General features: G+C 74.3%; 14 protein-coding genes. 7 read left to right on the plus strand and 7 right to left on the minus strand.

Annotated elements, in window-relative coordinates; all coding sequences use genetic code 11:
* Positions 1–47: 47 nt before the first annotated feature.
* A complete protein-coding gene (locus ACWF41_RS16495; RefSeq protein ID WP_380318591.1) occupies positions 48–953 on the minus strand; it encodes an SDR family oxidoreductase in 906 nt (301 codons plus the stop codon).
* An 84-nt stretch (positions 954–1,037) separates the two neighbouring features.
* Between ACWF41_RS16495 and ACWF41_RS16500 the strand changes: the two genes are divergently transcribed.
* Positions 1,038–1,601: a TetR/AcrR family transcriptional regulator gene (locus ACWF41_RS16500; protein ID WP_380318594.1), complete on the plus strand. Its 564-nt coding sequence runs from the start codon at positions 1,038–1,040 to the stop codon at positions 1,599–1,601.
* Positions 1,602–1,611: 10 nt separating this feature from the next.
* Positions 1,612–2,187 (plus strand): GNAT family N-acetyltransferase, encoded by a 576-nt coding sequence (locus ACWF41_RS16505; RefSeq protein ID WP_380318597.1) that lies wholly within the window; start codon positions 1,612–1,614, stop codon positions 2,185–2,187.
* On the opposite strand, the gene ACWF41_RS16510 is transcribed toward ACWF41_RS16505, so the two are convergent.
* Positions 2,071–4,152 carry a hypothetical protein gene (locus ACWF41_RS16510; RefSeq protein WP_380318600.1) on the minus strand — a complete coding sequence of 694 codons (2,082 nt, stop codon included), beginning with the start codon at positions 4,150–4,152 and terminating at the stop codon, positions 2,071–2,073. The two genes, ACWF41_RS16505 and ACWF41_RS16510, sit on opposite strands and share 117 nt — an antisense overlap.
* Positions 4,153–4,228: 76 nt before the next feature.
* On the opposite strand from ACWF41_RS16510, the gene ACWF41_RS16515 reads away from it, so the two are divergent.
* The gene (locus ACWF41_RS16515; RefSeq protein ID WP_380318603.1) at positions 4,229–4,516 is read left to right on the plus strand and encodes a hypothetical protein; all 288 of its coding nucleotides are present in this window, start codon (positions 4,229–4,231) and stop codon (positions 4,514–4,516) included.
* A 29-nt stretch (positions 4,517–4,545) separates the two neighbouring features.
* Here ACWF41_RS16515 and ACWF41_RS16520 read toward each other — a convergent pair whose 3' ends face one another.
* Complete coding sequence (locus ACWF41_RS16520) at positions 4,546–5,433, minus strand: universal stress protein (protein WP_380318606.1); 888 nt, start codon at positions 5,431–5,433, stop codon at positions 4,546–4,548.
* A gap of 168 nt (positions 5,434–5,601) precedes the next feature.
* On the opposite strand from ACWF41_RS16520, the gene ACWF41_RS16525 reads away from it, so the two are divergent.
* Positions 5,602–7,293: a sensor histidine kinase gene (locus ACWF41_RS16525; protein ID WP_380318609.1), complete on the plus strand. Its 1,692-nt coding sequence runs from the start codon at positions 5,602–5,604 to the stop codon at positions 7,291–7,293.
* Between the two features lie 36 nt (positions 7,294–7,329).
* Here ACWF41_RS16525 and ACWF41_RS16530 read toward each other — a convergent pair whose 3' ends face one another.
* Together ACWF41_RS16530 and ACWF41_RS16535 are read right to left on the minus strand one after the other, a co-directional pair.
* Positions 7,330–8,007 carry a response regulator gene (locus tag ACWF41_RS16530; RefSeq protein WP_380318612.1) on the minus strand — a complete coding sequence of 226 codons (678 nt, stop codon included), beginning with the start codon at positions 8,005–8,007 and terminating at the stop codon, positions 7,330–7,332.
* 60 nt (positions 8,008–8,067) lie between these two features.
* Positions 8,068–9,273, minus strand: coding sequence for a dipeptidase (locus tag ACWF41_RS16535; RefSeq protein WP_380318615.1), 1,206 nt, complete (start codon positions 9,271–9,273; stop codon positions 8,068–8,070).
* Positions 9,274–9,333: 60 nt separating this feature from the next.
* Between ACWF41_RS16535 and ACWF41_RS16540 the strand changes: the two genes are divergently transcribed.
* Entirely contained in the window at positions 9,334–9,798 is a 465-nt protein-coding gene (locus ACWF41_RS16540; protein WP_380318618.1) for a hypothetical protein, read from the plus strand.
* 18 nt (positions 9,799–9,816) lie between these two features.
* Here ACWF41_RS16540 and ACWF41_RS16545 read toward each other — a convergent pair whose 3' ends face one another.
* Together ACWF41_RS16545 and ACWF41_RS16550 are read right to left on the minus strand one after the other, a co-directional pair.
* The gene (locus tag ACWF41_RS16545) at positions 9,817–10,176 is read right to left on the minus strand and encodes an RNA-binding S4 domain-containing protein (protein ID WP_380318621.1); all 360 of its coding nucleotides are present in this window, start codon (positions 10,174–10,176) and stop codon (positions 9,817–9,819) included.
* 30 nt (positions 10,177–10,206) lie between these two features.
* Positions 10,207–10,806: an NADPH-dependent FMN reductase gene (locus ACWF41_RS16550; protein WP_380318624.1), complete on the minus strand. Its 600-nt coding sequence runs from the start codon at positions 10,804–10,806 to the stop codon at positions 10,207–10,209.
* A gap of 106 nt (positions 10,807–10,912) precedes the next feature.
* Here ACWF41_RS16550 and aspA point away from each other — a divergent pair, with 106 nt between their 5' ends.
* Together aspA and ACWF41_RS16560 are read left to right on the plus strand one after the other, a co-directional pair.
* Positions 10,913–12,487 carry an aspartate ammonia-lyase gene (aspA, locus tag ACWF41_RS16555; RefSeq protein WP_380318628.1) on the plus strand — a complete coding sequence of 525 codons (1,575 nt, stop codon included), beginning with the start codon at positions 10,913–10,915 and terminating at the stop codon, positions 12,485–12,487.
* Positions 12,484–13,791, plus strand: coding sequence for an anaerobic C4-dicarboxylate transporter (locus tag ACWF41_RS16560; protein WP_380318631.1), 1,308 nt, complete (start codon positions 12,484–12,486; stop codon positions 13,789–13,791). Before aspA ends, ACWF41_RS16560 begins: the two co-directional genes overlap by 4 nt.
* Positions 13,792–13,800: the final 9 nt, after the last annotated feature.

Consider the following 13,800-nt stretch of genomic DNA (forward strand, 5'->3'; position numbering starts at 1 on the left):
CGCGGCCCCCGCGCCCGGCGCCAGGTCAGCCGGGCGTCAGCCGCGTGTCAGCCGCGCGCGACGTGGTCGTACGCGCCGGCGGCGAGGTCCTCGACCAGGGTCGGCCGGGTGGGCTCCCAGCCCAGCCGTTCGCGGGTGATCGCGCTCGACGCGACGGCGTCCAGGCCCCAGAACCGGCTCAGCCAGCCGAAGTGCTCGGCCGCGTCCGCCGGGTCGACCGACACGGCCGGCACGCCGACGGCACGGCCGATCGCCTCGGCGATGTCGCGCGACGCGACGCCCTCCTCGGCGACCGCGTGCACCGCAGACCCCGCGGGCGCCTTGTCGACCGCGAGGGCGACGAGGCGCCCGGCGTCGTCGACGTGGACGGCCGGCCACCGGCCCGACCCGTCGCCGACATAGCCGGAGACGCCGCGCTCGCGCGCGATCTGCGTCAGCACCGCCGCGAACCCGTGGTCGCCGACCCCGTGCACGGTGGCCGAGAACCGCAACGCCACCGACCGCACCCCCCGGTCCGCGGCGTCGAGGGCCAGCCCCTCGGAGCCTCCGCGCGGGGCGTCCGGGCCGGAGAACACGGAGCGGTCGTTCTCGGTCATCACCGCGCCCGGGGTGGTGCCGATCAGGCCCGACGCCAGCAGGAGGCCGCGGCCGCTGCCCGCCAGCTCGTCGACGAAGGTCGCGACGGCGGCGCGCTCGACGCGGCCGGCCTCCCGGTAGTTGTCGAAGTCGTGCTTGAAGGCCAGGTGCACGACGGCGTCGGCGTCCTTCGCGCCGGCACGCAGGCTCTCCAGGTCGTCGAGCCCGCCACGGTGGACGGTCGCCCCCAAGGCCTCGACCCGGCGGGCGGAGTCGTCCGAGTAGCCGAGGCCGACGACGTCGTGCCCCGCGGCGAGCAGGTGCGGGACGGTGTGGGAGCCGATCCAGCCGGAGGCTCCGGTGACGAAGACGCGCATGATTCCCTCTTCCAGTGATGTCAGTTGCTGACATCACTCACGCTACACCCGATGTCTGGCACTGTCATCACTAGACTGTCCGGCATGGCCCGATGGGAACCCGACGCCCGCGGACGCATGACGCGCGCCGCCCTCGACCTGTACACCGAGCAGGGGTTCGAGCAGACGACGACCGCGCAGATCGCCGAGCGTGCCGGCGTCACCGAGCGCACCTACTTCCGGCATTTCGCGGACAAGCGCGAGGTGCTGTTCGACGGCTCGCACGAGCTCGAGGCCCTCGTCACCTCGGCCGTCGCCGGTGCGCCCGACGACGCCGCCCCGCTCGACGCCGTGGGCGCCGCGTTCGTGCGCGTCGCCGGCGAGCTCGAGGACCGCCGCGAGTTCGCGGCCCGCCGCGCCGCCGTCGTCGCGGCCACGCCCCGCCTCCGGGAGCGCGAGCTCCTCAAGCTCGCCGCACTGCGGGACGACGCCGCCGCGGCGCTGCGCGCCCGCGGCGTCCCCGAGCCGGCCGCATCGATGGTCGCGGAGGTCGGGGTCGCGGCGTTCAAGGTCGGCTTCGAGGCCTGGATCGCGTCCGGTCAGGCGCGGCCCGTCGCGGACGAGGTGCGCGACGCGCTCACGGCGCTGCGCGACCAGGCCGCGGTCTAGGCTCGCCGTCGTGCCCGCGACCGGAACCCCCGCCGACCAGCCGTCTCACGTCCCCGCCGACCTGCCCGACGGCGTCGTCCTGCGCCTGCTGCGCCGCGACGACGGCCCCGCGCTGGCCGCCGCGTACGCCCGCAACCGCGACCACCTCGCCCCCTGGGAGCCGGAGCGGCCGGCCGCGTTCTACGAGGCCGCGTACCACGCCGAGCGCATCCCCGTGGAGCTGCTGTCGCACGGCTCGGGGCGGTCCGTGCCCCTCGTGCTCGAGCGCGACGGGGACGTCGTGGGCCGCGTGAACCTGAGCGACATCGTGCTCGGCGCGTTCCACAGCGCCCACCTCGGCTACTGGGTCGACGCGGATCTCGCCGGCCGCGGCATCATGACCGCGGCGGTCGAGGCCGTGTGCGCCCACGCGCGCGACGACCTGGCCCTGCACCGCGTGCAGGCCGCCACGCTGCTGCACAACGACGCGTCACAGCGGGTGCTCGCGCGGACCGGCTTCGAACGGATCGGCACCGCGCCCCGCTACCTCCGCATCGCCGGCCGCTGGCAGGACCACGCCCTGTTCCAGCGGATCCTCCACGACTGACGCGACCGCGCCGACCCGCGCGTCCCGCGCGCGCCGCCGCCCGCGCACGACGAGGGCGACCACCCCGCCGCCCGCCGCGAGCACCAGCACGACGATCCCGGCACCCGCGGCCGTCGCGACGCCGGCCCGGCCGGACGCCGCGTCCGCGTGCGCGGCGGCGTCGTCCAGGTCTCCGGCGGCGAGGTCGTCGCGCGCCCGCTCGGCGGAACCCTCGACGCCGAGCACCAGCGCCCCCAGCGCCGACACCGGGTCGCGGTCGGCGTCCGCCGCGCGCACGGCCTCCCCGACCTGCGTCGTGACGTCGGCGGCGCGCGGCAGCAGGGTCGCGAGCTCCGCGTACTGCGCGTCGTCGGACGCGCCCTCGTACGCCGCGCGGACGGCGGCCGGCGCCTCCAGCCCTGCCGCGTCGGCGGCGGCCTGCACGGCACCCGCGTCCTCGGCCGCGCCGCCGAGCGCCGACCGGGCGGCCTTCGCGTCGCCGAACTCCCAGTCCGTCATCGCGGTGCGCAGCCCGAGCGGCGGCTGCCACGCGCCGTCCGCCTCGTCGATCGCCGCGTACGCGTCCCGCGCGGCCGCCCGGGGCTTCAGTCTCGCCTGCTGGTCGCCGTCGAGCACCCACGTGCGCAGCACCTTCGGCGCCCCGGACACGTCGCCGCGCGTCTCGACGAGGTCGAGGAAGCGCCGCCAGTCCGTGCGGCCGTGGTTCTCGTCGGTCGACCCGGGGCGCTCGTAGGCACTCTCCCCCGCCTGGGCGGCCGAGACCACGGCCGTGAACGCGTCGTCGTCGAGCCCGCCGATCAGCCGCTGCACCGCCGTGTACGACGCGGCGTACCCGTACGCCTCGACGTCGGCGTCGAGCTCGCCGGGGTTCGCCTCCCACGCCGCGAGCGGCAGGGCGACGTCGGCGCCACGGTCGGGCGCCTTCCACGGGTCGCTGGTGCCGCCGGTGCGTGCGACGACGCGGTGGGCCACCACCTCCGTCATCCCCTCGGACAGCCATCGCCCTTTGAGGCGGTCCGGGTTCAGCCAGGCGTGCCCGAGCTCGTGGTAGAGCGTGACGTCGTCCAGGTCCTCGGGGATGACGATCTCGTCCTTGCCCGGGTCGAACCACGCGTACCCGAGCACCTTGGGCGACACGTCCTCGCGGATGGTCTCGAGCCCGCCCGGCCAGGGCCTCCCCACGAGGTCCTCCAGCGCCGGCAGCCCCTTCGTCAGCTTGCGCGACACGAACGTCGTCCACCGGGAGTCGCCGGGAAAGCTCTGCAGCGAGAGGGTGGTGCCGGCGACGTCGACCCTCTTCTCGTCCGCCTTCTTCGGGTCCCGGGCCGAGACCACGGCCCAGATGCCGTCCTCGTCCGAGTTCTCGGTGGCCGTGTACGTGACGGTCTTGCCGGTGCGCTTCTCGGTGAAGCCGTCCGACGTGGCGTCGAACGTCATCGAGGCGGGCAGCACCACCTCGACGGTCGTCCGGCCGACGTCCCCCACCCCCGACGCCGCGAACGTGGCGAACCCGTCGCCCACGCGCGTGTAGTCCTTCGAGCGCACGGGCTCGCCGGGGATGTCGAAGCTCCACTCGATGGTGCGCGTGGCGCCGTAGCGCAGCGGGGGGAACGAGGCCACCGCGTACCGGGTGCTCGGGTCCTGGGTCGCCTCGAGCGACACGCTCAGCGGCGCACCCCCGCTGGTGGCCCGCAGGTGCTCCGCCCCGGCCGGGACGGGGACCGCGTACGACGTGTAGTAGTAGTACGTCAGCCCGCGGTCGGGGGTCACGTTGCCGATGGTGGTGGTCATCGTGGCGCGGACCTCGGTGCCCTTCGCCCGCAGCTCGTACCGGCTGTGCGACTCCTCCGTGAGCCCCTCGTCGGCGACGGCGGCCGGGCCGGCGAGCACGACCGCGCCGACCAGGCCCGCGCCCAGCAGGGCGAGCAGGGCGGGGTGGCGACGGGACGCGGGCGACGGGCTCATCGCGGGGCATCCTTCCACGTGCGGCCGGGGTCACGGTGCGGTAGACCAAAGGGGTCGGGCCGCGGAGGGGGACGCCATGAGTACTGACGAGAACAGCACCCACCCCGGCACGGACGCCGGGTCGATGACGATCGCGCTGCTGACCGCCTGCTCGGAGCCCGACCTCGGCATCCGCTCGCGCGTGGTGCAGGAGCTGCTCGACGAGGCCAGCCACGACGCGCGCCTCGCCCGCGAGGTGCTCACGACGATGCTCACGGCCTCCGTCATGTCGCTGCGCGCGTACACGGACGCCACCCGGCGCGACCCGCAGGACGTGCTGCGCACCCTCGGCGTGAGCTGGTCGCAGCGCTCGCAGCACGCCTGACGCCGCACGCCTGACGCCCGGGCGATCCCTCAGGGGTGCACGACGCTCACCGGGCACGGCGCGTGGCGCACGAGCCGGTCCGGCACCGAGCCGCGGACGACCTCTCGCACGTCGCGCCCGCCGGTCACGACCAGGTCGTCCGAGCGGAGCACCGCGAGCAGCGCGCCGGGCGCGTGGCCGCCGCGGCCCTCGACCGTCCAGCGCACCCGCGGGTACTTCTCCCCCCAGAGGCTGGCACGTGCCTCCAGGTCCGCCCGCGCCTCGGCGCGCAGCCGCTCGAGCCAGTCGAGGTCGCCCTCCGTGACGCCCACGAACATCCCCCGGTCGACGGCGTGCGCCGCCAGCAGGGCGACGCCGGCGCGGTCGGCCTCGTCGAACCCCGCCTCAAGCACACGGTCCAGCGGCTCGCTCGGGTCGACCGCCGCCACCACCCGCCGCGGGTCCTGCACCCGGGCCGCGCGCGGCACGACGACCACCGTGCCGGGCGCCAGTGCCGCGACCGACGACGACACGGAGCCCATGAGGACCCGGTCGAACGTCCCGACGCCGCGGCGGCCGACGACGACCACGGCGCCACGGCGCGCGTGGTGGACGAGGGCGGCGCTCGCGTCGCCGCGCACCGTCGCGTACGCCACCTCGGCGGGCTCGGCCGCGAGTGCGCCGGTGCGCGCCGTGCGGTCGAGGCGGGCCCGGGCGCGCGCGAGCAGCGCCTCGGCCTCGGCCCGCGGGTCCGGGCGGCCGGCCGGTGCGGCGACCGCCCCCACCCCGACCGGCAGGGCGTACGCGTGCAGCACGACCAGCCGCGTGGCCAGGCGTGCGGCCTCCCCCGCCGCCCACGCCATCGCGTGGTAGCCGCCCTCCGACCCGTCGACGCCCACCACCACGTCCCGGGTCGACACCTCGACGCTGCCGCTCATGGGCCACCTCCGTCCGTGTCCAGTGCGCCACGGGGGCGAGTGCGCGCGGCAGTGCCGAACGCCCCCGGGAGCAGGGCGGGTGGCCTCCCGGCCCCGGGCCGAAGGTCCCGATCGCGGCCTTCGGGGATCACCCGGAAATCTGGGGCACCCCGTACTACCGTGGGATCGGTGAGCCCGCGGCAGGGCCGCCGGGACCGGGACATGGACGTCCTGCTGGACGCCGTCGTGTCCGTGGGCCGGGGCCTGGAGCTGGAGACGACGCTGCACCGGGTGGTGCAGGCCGCCGCCGTGGTGGTCGACGCGCGCTACGCGGCCCTCGGCGTCCTCGGCGGCGACCAGCGCATCGCCCGGTTCATCACGGTGGGGATGACGGAGGAGCAGATCCGCGCGGTCGGCCCGTTCCCCACGGGGCACGGGATCCTGGGCGAGCTGATCCGGCACCCGCGCCCACTGCGGCTGCCGGACATCGCCGCCGACGAACGGTCGGTGGGGTTCCCCGCCCACCACCCGCCCATGCACAGCTTCCTGGGGGTGCCGCTGCAGGTGCACGGGGCGCCGTTCGGGAACCTGTACCTCACCGAGAAGCGGGGCGGCGGGGAGTTCACGGAGGCCGACCAGCGCCTCCTGGAAGGGTTCGCGTCCGCGGCGAGCGTCGCCGTCGAGAACGCCCGGCTGTACGAGGAGACGCGGCTGCGCGAGCGGTGGTCGCGGGCGGACGACGAGATCGCCCGGCGCCTGCTGTCGGGCGAGGACCCCGACACGGTGCTGGACCTCGTCGCGTCGGAGGCGATCGACGTCGCGGCGGCGGACACCGCGGGGATCGCCGTCCCGGTGGAGGACGACGAGGGCACCGAGGACCGGCCCGTCCTGGCCGTGCGGTCGGTGGTGGGGATCCGGGCGGACGTGCTGCGCGGCCGGCTGCTGCGCACGCCGGGGTCGTTCACGGCGAAGGCCTTCGGCGAGGGTCGGCCGATCGTCTCGACGGACGCGACCTCCGACGGCCGCGCCGCGGTGGCGCTGCACCCCGACGGCACCCTCGGCCCGCTCGCCGCGTTCCCGCTGATCGGCCGGGGCCGGCGGCCCCTCGGCGTCCTCGTCGTCGGGCGGGTGCGGGGCGCGCCGCCGTTCCCCACGGTGGTGATCGAGGCGCTGGGCGCGTTCGCGAACCAGGCGACGGTGGCGCTCGAGCTGGCGGAGCGGCGCGCGGACGCGGCGCGGCTCGCCGTCGTGCGCGACCGCGACCGCATCGCCCGCGACCTGCACGACCTGGCCGTCCAGCGGCTGTACGCGACGGGCCTGTCGCTGCAGGCGGTCGACCGGCGGCTCGGCGACGCGCGGCCGCTGGGCCCCGAGGCACGCGGCGAGATCGCGACCCGCGTCGGGGAGTCGATCGACCAGATCGACGAGACGATCGACCTGATCCGCACCACGATCCGCGGCCTGCGGGACCCGGGTGCCGGTGGTCCGCGCCGGGTCGCGACGCGCTCCCTGCTGCTGGCGGAGGCGGAGGCCGCGACGCACTCCCTGGGCTTCGCGCCGACGGTCCGCTTCGAGGGGCCGATCGACGCGCAGGTGCCGTCCACCACGGCCGCCCACCTCGTGGCGGTGCTGCGCGAGAGCCTGTCGAACGCGGCCCGGCACGCCCGCGCCACGCGCGTGCACGTGAGCCTGCGGGCGGGCGACGACCTCGTGCTGACCGTGGTGGACGACGGCACGGGCATCGCCACGGACGCGCCCCGCAGCGGGCTGGCGAACCTCGAGCGGCGCGCGTCGGAGCTGGGCGGGTCGTTCGAGGTGCAGCCCGGCCGCGCGGGCGGCACGGCGGTGCGCTGGCGGGTCCCGCTGGTGACGGAGCGGTGACGCCGGTCAGTGCTCGGTCGGTCAGTGCTCGGTCGGTCAGTGCTCGGTCGGTCGCTCGGGCTCGCCGTGCCGGCCGGCCCGCTCGAGGCGCGCGGCCAGCACCGCGGCCTGGACCCGCCGCTCCAGGCCCAGCTTCGCGAGCAGGCTCGACACGTAGTTCTTCACCGTCTTCTCGGCGAGGAACAGTTCCGCGCCGATCTGCCGGTTCGTCATCCCCTCGCCCACGAGGCCGAGGACGCGGCGCTCCTGCGGCGTGAGCTCCGCGAGCGGGTCGTCGCCCTCCCCCTGGTGCCGCATCCGGGCCAGGACGCGGCCCGTGGCCTTGGGGTCGAGGGTGGAGCCGCCCGCCGCCACCGTGCGGATGCCCGCGACGAGGTCGGTGCCGCGCACCTGCTTGAGCACGTACCCGGACGCGCCGGCGAGGATCGCGTCGAACAGCGACTCGTCGTCGTCGAACGACGTCAGCATCAGCACCGCGACGTCGGTGCGCGACCGCAGCTCCCGGCACACGCTCACGCCGTCGCCGTCGGGCAGGCGCACGTCGAGAACGACGACGTCCGGGCGCAGCGCGGGGACCCGGGCCAGCGCCTCGGCCGCCGTCCCGGCGACGCCGACGACCTCGAGGTCGTCCTCCATCCCGAGCAGGTCGGCCACGCCGCGACGCACCACCTCGTGGTCGTCGACGAGGAACACCCGCACGGGCGCACCGGTCATGGCCTCAACGTAGCCCTCCCGTGGCGTCCTGGCGGGTCGGTGGTCAGGGGCGACCGACCGTCAGGCGTCCAGGTCCTCGATGCGGGCGACGCTGGGCTCGCGCTCCGCCCGCAGCCGCGCGGCGACGCCCTCGGCCTCGCGCAGCACGCGCAGCACGTTGCCGCTGGCCAGGCCCGCGAGGTCGGCGTCCGACCAGCCGCGGTCGGCGAGCGCCGCGAGCAGGTTCGGATAGCCGGAGACGTCGCGCAGCTCGTCGGCGAAGCCGCCCGCGCCGTCGTAGTCGCCGCCGAGGCCGACGTGCCGCGGGCCCGCGACCTCGCGCACGTGCTCGACGTGCGCGACGACGTCGTCCAGCGTCGTGGGGGGCTTGGGGTGCGTCGTCGCCCAGTCGGTCGAGAACCGGTCGAACTCGGCGTAGTCGTTCGGCGCGATCCCCGCCGCCCTCGCCGCCTCGCCGGCCTCCGCCCGCCACCGGCCGATCGCGGGGGTGACGAAGCTCGGCACGAACGTCACCATGCACACGCCGCCGTTGTCCCCGAGGCGTGCCAGGACGTCGTCGGGAACGTTGCGCGGCACGTCGGCCACGGCGCGCGCGGAGCTGTGCGAGAAGATCACCGGCGCCTCGGAGACGTCCAGGGCGGCGCGCATCGTTCCCGCCGAGACGTGCGACAGGTCGACGAGCATCCCGAGGCGGTTCATCTCGCGCACCACCTCGCGCCCGAACGGCGTCAGCCCGCCCTCGTCGAACCGGCCGTCCGCGGGCCGGTCGTCCGTCGCCGACTCCGCCCACGGGTTGTGGTGGTTGTGCGTGAGCGTCATGTACCGCACGCCCATCTCGTACAGCATGCGCAGCGCGCCCATCGACGAGTCGATCGACTGTCCGCCCTCGGCCCCCATGAGCGAGGCGATCCGCCCGTCGGCCCACGCCGCCACGACGTCGTCCGCGCTCGTCGCGAGGCGGAAGTGCTCCGGCCACCGCTCGACCATGCGGTGGACGGCGTCGACCTGCTCCAGCGTGGCGGTCACCGCGGCGCTGCCGGGCAGGTTGGACGGCACGTAGACCGACCAGAACTGGGCGCCCACGCCCCCCGCGCGCAACCGCGGCACGTCGGTGTGCGTGCGCCCCTCGGTGCCTGCCACCAGGTCCAGGCGGGACCAGTCGTACGCGACCTGGTCGCGCGCCTCCCACGGCAGGTCGTTGTGCCCGTCCCAGACGGGGTGGTCGCGCAGGAGGGCGGAGATCCGGTCGGAGTGCACGGTCGTCATCTGGCGACCCTATCGACACACCCTTGACCTCAACCTTGATCGAGGTCTTACCGTCGCCGCATGACTACCCAGACCTCCGACGCCCAGCTGGCCGCCCAGCCCGCCGCGTACTGGACCGGAGTCGCCTACGAGGCGCTCATCGCGTACACCCGGGCGCGACAGGCCGAGAAGGGATACACCCAGCCGCAGTTCTGGCTGCTGCGCAACCTGTCCGTCCACGACATCTCACCGGACGGCGAGGGGATGACCCTGGACGAGCTGCGTCGTGCCATGGCCTCCTACCTGCGGCCCGAGGACGACCTGGCCGCCGAGTCCGAGGCGCTGGTGGAGCGCGGCTGGCTGACGCGGGACGCCGACCACCGGCTGTGGCTCACCGAGGCGGGCGAGCAGGCCCGCGTCGACCTCGCGCGCAACGCCCCCGCCATCCGCGACGCCCTCCACGAGGGCATCGACGACACGGACTACGTCACCACGGTGAAGGTGCTGCAGCGCCTGGTCCGCAACGCGGGAGGGAGCGTCGCCTGACGGCGCGCGCCGTCGGTCTCAGCGTCGCCCGCCGCGCAGCCGGTCGATCTCCCGGCGCTCGCGCTTGGTGGGGCGGCCGGCGCCGCGGTCGCGGACGCCGACGGCCTCCCGCTCCTGACGCGTGGGGACCGGCGGGCTCTCGTCGCGGTAGGCCTTGACGGCGAGCGGCGCACCGACGCGCTTGGGCAGCAGCTCGACGACCACGACCTTGCGGTCGCGCAGCGGGTCGCGCCAGGTGACCGTGTCGCCCACGGTGACGGACGTCGACGGCTTGGCCACCGTGCCGTTCACCCGCACCCGCCCCGACCGGAGCAGGGCGGCCGACGACGACCGGCTCTTGAAGAGCCGCACCGCCCACAACCACACGTCCACCCGCACGGCGTCAGCCTCTCACGGCGCGACCCGCGCCTACTTGGCCGACGCCGGGTCGCTGTCGCCGATGTGCCCGGGCGCGGTGACGGCGAGCACGCGCTGCACGAAGGCGCAGTACTCGTCCATGTAGTGCCGCAGGAAGCCGGCGGTGGCCTCGTTGGTGACCTCGCCGTCGGGGCCGAAGTCGTCGGCGACGTAGGTGATGTAGGCCTCCGGGGCGTTGAGCTGCGGCGCGTCCAGGAAGCTGAGGACGGCGCGCATCGACGACTGCATCACCGCGGTGCCGATGCCGCCCGGCGACGCCCCGATGATGCCGACGGGCTTGCGCGCGAACGAGTTCTGCCCCCAGGGCCGCGAGCCCCAGTCGATGGCGTTCTTCAGCGCGCCTGGGATCGACCGGTTGTACTCCGGCGACACGATCAGCAGCCCGTCGGACGCCGCGATCGCCGCCTTGAACGCCAGGCCCTCGGGCGGGTAGTCGGCGTCGTAGTCCCAGCTGTAGAGCGGGAGGTCCCCGATGGGGATCTCGGTGAACTCGAGGTCCGCGGGCGCCAGGCGGACGAGCGCCCGGGACAGCGTGCGGTTGATGGATCCCTTCGCGAGGCTCCCGACGATGTAGCCGATCTGGTGCGTCATGACGACTCCTGCTCCTCCGATGTCCGAAGGCCCGACGGCGGACGTCGGCAGGCCGGCTTCCATTCTGCGCGGGTGCCGGGGCGCCCGCGTTGCTAGCGTCAGGCCCATGGCTGAACCCACGGCTGACGTGCGCGTCGAGGAAGACCTGCTCGGATCGAAAGAGGTCCCTGCGCAGGCGTACTACGGGATCCACACCGTCCGGGCGATCGAGAACTTCCCCATCTCCGGGACGACCATCAACGACGTGCCGGAGATGATCCGCGGCATGGTGATGGTGAAGAAGGCGGCGGCGCTCGCGAACCGGGAGCTGCGCGCCATCCAGCGGGACGTCGCGGACGCCATCATCGGCGCGTGCGACGAGGTGCTCGTCAAGGGGCGGTGCCTGGACCAGTTCCCCGTCGACGTGTTCCAGGGCGGCGCCGGCACCAGCGTCAACATGAACACCAACGAGGTGATCGCGAACCTCGCGCTGGAGCTGTCCGGCTTCCCCAAGGGCCGCTACGACGTCATCAACCCCAACGACCACGTCAACAAGTCGCAGTCCACCAACGACGCCTACCCCACCGGCTTCCGCCTGGCCGTGCACGCCCTGACCGAGGCGCTCGTCGTGGCGGTGCGGCGGCTGTCGCGGGCGTTCGACGAGAAGGCGTCCGAGTTCGCGGACCTGCCCAAGATGGGCCGCACCCAGCTGCAGGACGCGGTGCCGATGAGCCTGGGCCAGGAGTTCGCCGGCTTCTCGGTGAACGTGGCCGAGGAGGTCAAGCGCCTGCGCAACGCGGCCGACCTGCTGCTCGAGGTCAACCTGGGCGCCACCGCGATCGGCACGGGCCTCAACACGCCGCCCGGCTACCCCAAGGTCGCGGCGCGGCGGCTCGCGGAGGTCAGCGGGCTCGGCACGGTCCCCGCGGAGAACCTCGTCGAGGCCACCTACGACAACGGCGCCTATCTGGCCGTGCACTCCGCGGTGAAGCGGCTCGCGGCCAAGGTGTCCAAGATCTGCAACGACCTGCGCCTGCTGTCCTCGGGGCCGCGCGCGGGGCTCAACGAGATCAACCTGCCCGAGCTGCAGGCCGGGTCGTCGATCATGCCCGCCAAGGTGAACCCGGTGATCCCCGAGGTGGTCAACCAGGTCTGCTTCAAGGTGATGGGCAACGACGTCACCATCACGCACGCCGCCGAGGCCGGGCAGCTGCAGCTCAACGTCATGGAGCCCGTGCTCGCGGAGTCGATGTTCGAGTCGATCCGCCTGCTGACCAACGCGTGCGACGCGCTGCGCACCAAGTGCGTCGTCGGGATCACCGCCAATGCCGAGGTCATGCGCCGGCACGTGCTCGGCTCCATCGGCATCGTCACCTACCTCAACGAGGTGATCGGCCACCACAACGGCGACCTGGTCGGCAAGGAGGCCGCCCGCACCGGCAGCTCCGTGCGGGACGTCGTCATCGCGCGCGGCCTGCTCACCGCCGAGGAGGTCGACAAGATCCTCACCACGGAGAACTTCCTGCACCCGCGCTACTCCGGCCGGTTCTACGCGCCGGACGAGCGCGGCATCCCGGACGCTGGCGAGGAGGGCGGGTCGTCGACCGTCGTCGAGTCCGACGACGCCACGGGCGCCCCGTCGGACCCCGAGCACGAGCACCCCGAACCGTCCGCCGGCGAGGAGGGTGAGGCCGCGCGGTGATCGTCGTCCAGTTCGTCGTCGTCCTGGTCTTCGTCTTCATCGGTGCGCGCATCGGAGGGATCGGGATCGGGCTGGCGGGCGGCGCCGGCGTCATCGTCCTCGGGCTGCTGGGCCTCGAGGTCGACCCGGCGACGGGCGTCCCCTGGGACGTGCTGGGCATCATCATGTGCGTCATCGCGGCCATCGCCGCGATGCAGGCCGCCGGCGGGCTCGACTACCTGGTGGCGAAGACGGAGGTGCTGCTGCGCGCCCGCCCGCGCAACATCACCTTCCTCGCGCCGCTCGTCACCTACTTCATGACCGTGTTCGCCGGCACGGGCCAGGTCGCCTTCTCCACCCTGCCCGTGATCGCGGAGGTGGCGAAGGAGTCCAACGTGCGGCCGTCGCGGCCGCTGTCGATCGCGGTGGTCGCGTCGCAGATGGCGATCGCGGCGTCCCCCATCTCCGCGGCGGTGGTGGCCATGGCCGCCGTCGTCGAGCCGCTGGGCGTCGACTACCTCACCCTCCTCACCGTGGCGGGCGTCTCCACGCTGGTGGGCTGCCTGGTCGGGGCCGTCGTCGCGTCCCGGCAGGGCGTGGAGCTGCAGGACGACCCGGTGTACCAGGAGCGGCTCGCCAAGGGCCTGGTGAAGCGGCGCGAGCGCACCGAGTTCGTCGCGAAGCCGCGCGCGCTGCTGTCGCTGATCATCTTCGCCGCCGCGCTGCTGGTCGTGGTGCTGTACTCGACCGCGGTGTCCGACTCGGTAGGCCTCATCGAGGACCCGACCATCACCCGCAGCGGCGCCATCATGACGTTCATGCTGCTGGCGGGGCTGCTCATCGCCGTCTTCTGCAAGATCGACGTGGGCACCGTCATCACGCAGCAGACGTTCCGCTCGGGCATGAGCGCCGCCGTCTGCATCATCGGCGTCGCGTGGCTGGGCAACACGTTCGTGCAGGGCCACACCGCCGAGATCGAGGAGCTGGGCGGCGACCTCATCCGGCAGTACCCGTGGATGCTGGCCGTCGTGCTGCTGCTGGCCTCCGCGCTGCTGTACTCGCAGGCCGCGACGACGATCGCGCTGATGCCCGTCGCGGCCGGCATGGGCGTGGCCGCCACCACGATGGTGGCGTCGTTCCCCGCCGTCACCGGGCTGTTCCTGCTGCCGACCTACACCACCGTGGTCGCGGCGATCGAGCTCGACGACACCGGCACCACCCGCATCGGGAAGTACCTGTTCAACCACTCGTTCATGGTGCCGGGGCTGGTGGCCGTCGGGACCGCTGTCGCCGTCGGCTTCGGCCTCGCGCCGCTGCTGATCTGACTGCGCGGG

Source organism: Isoptericola sp. NPDC055063 (genome assembly GCF_053608125.1).

What these genes read in the sequence shown, in the direction of transcription:
- ACWF41_RS16495 (WP_380318591.1), bottom strand. Translation starts at nt 953, where the DNA reads ATGCGCGTCTTCGTCACCGGAGCCTCCGGCTGGATCGGCTCCCACACC.
- ACWF41_RS16500 (WP_380318594.1), top strand. Translation starts at nt 1,038, where the DNA reads ATGGCCCGATGGGAACCCGACGCCCGCGGACGCATGACGCGCGCCGCC.
- ACWF41_RS16510 (WP_380318600.1), bottom strand. Translation starts at nt 4,152, where the DNA reads ATGAGCCCGTCGCCCGCGTCCCGTCGCCACCCCGCCCTGCTCGCCCTG.
- ACWF41_RS16515 (WP_380318603.1), top strand. Translation starts at nt 4,229, where the DNA reads ATGAGTACTGACGAGAACAGCACCCACCCCGGCACGGACGCCGGGTCG.
- ACWF41_RS16520 (WP_380318606.1), bottom strand. Translation starts at nt 5,433, where the DNA reads ATGAGCGGCAGCGTCGAGGTGTCGACCCGGGACGTGGTGGTGGGCGTC.
- ACWF41_RS16530 (WP_380318612.1), bottom strand. Translation starts at nt 8,007, where the DNA reads ATGACCGGTGCGCCCGTGCGGGTGTTCCTCGTCGACGACCACGAGGTG.
- ACWF41_RS16535 (WP_380318615.1), bottom strand. Translation starts at nt 9,273, where the DNA reads ATGACGACCGTGCACTCCGACCGGATCTCCGCCCTCCTGCGCGACCAC.
- ACWF41_RS16540 (WP_380318618.1), top strand. Translation starts at nt 9,334, where the DNA reads ATGACTACCCAGACCTCCGACGCCCAGCTGGCCGCCCAGCCCGCCGCG.
- ACWF41_RS16550 (WP_380318624.1), bottom strand. Translation starts at nt 10,806, where the DNA reads ATGACGCACCAGATCGGCTACATCGTCGGGAGCCTCGCGAAGGGATCC.
- aspA (WP_380318628.1), top strand. Translation starts at nt 10,913, where the DNA reads ATGGCTGAACCCACGGCTGACGTGCGCGTCGAGGAAGACCTGCTCGGA.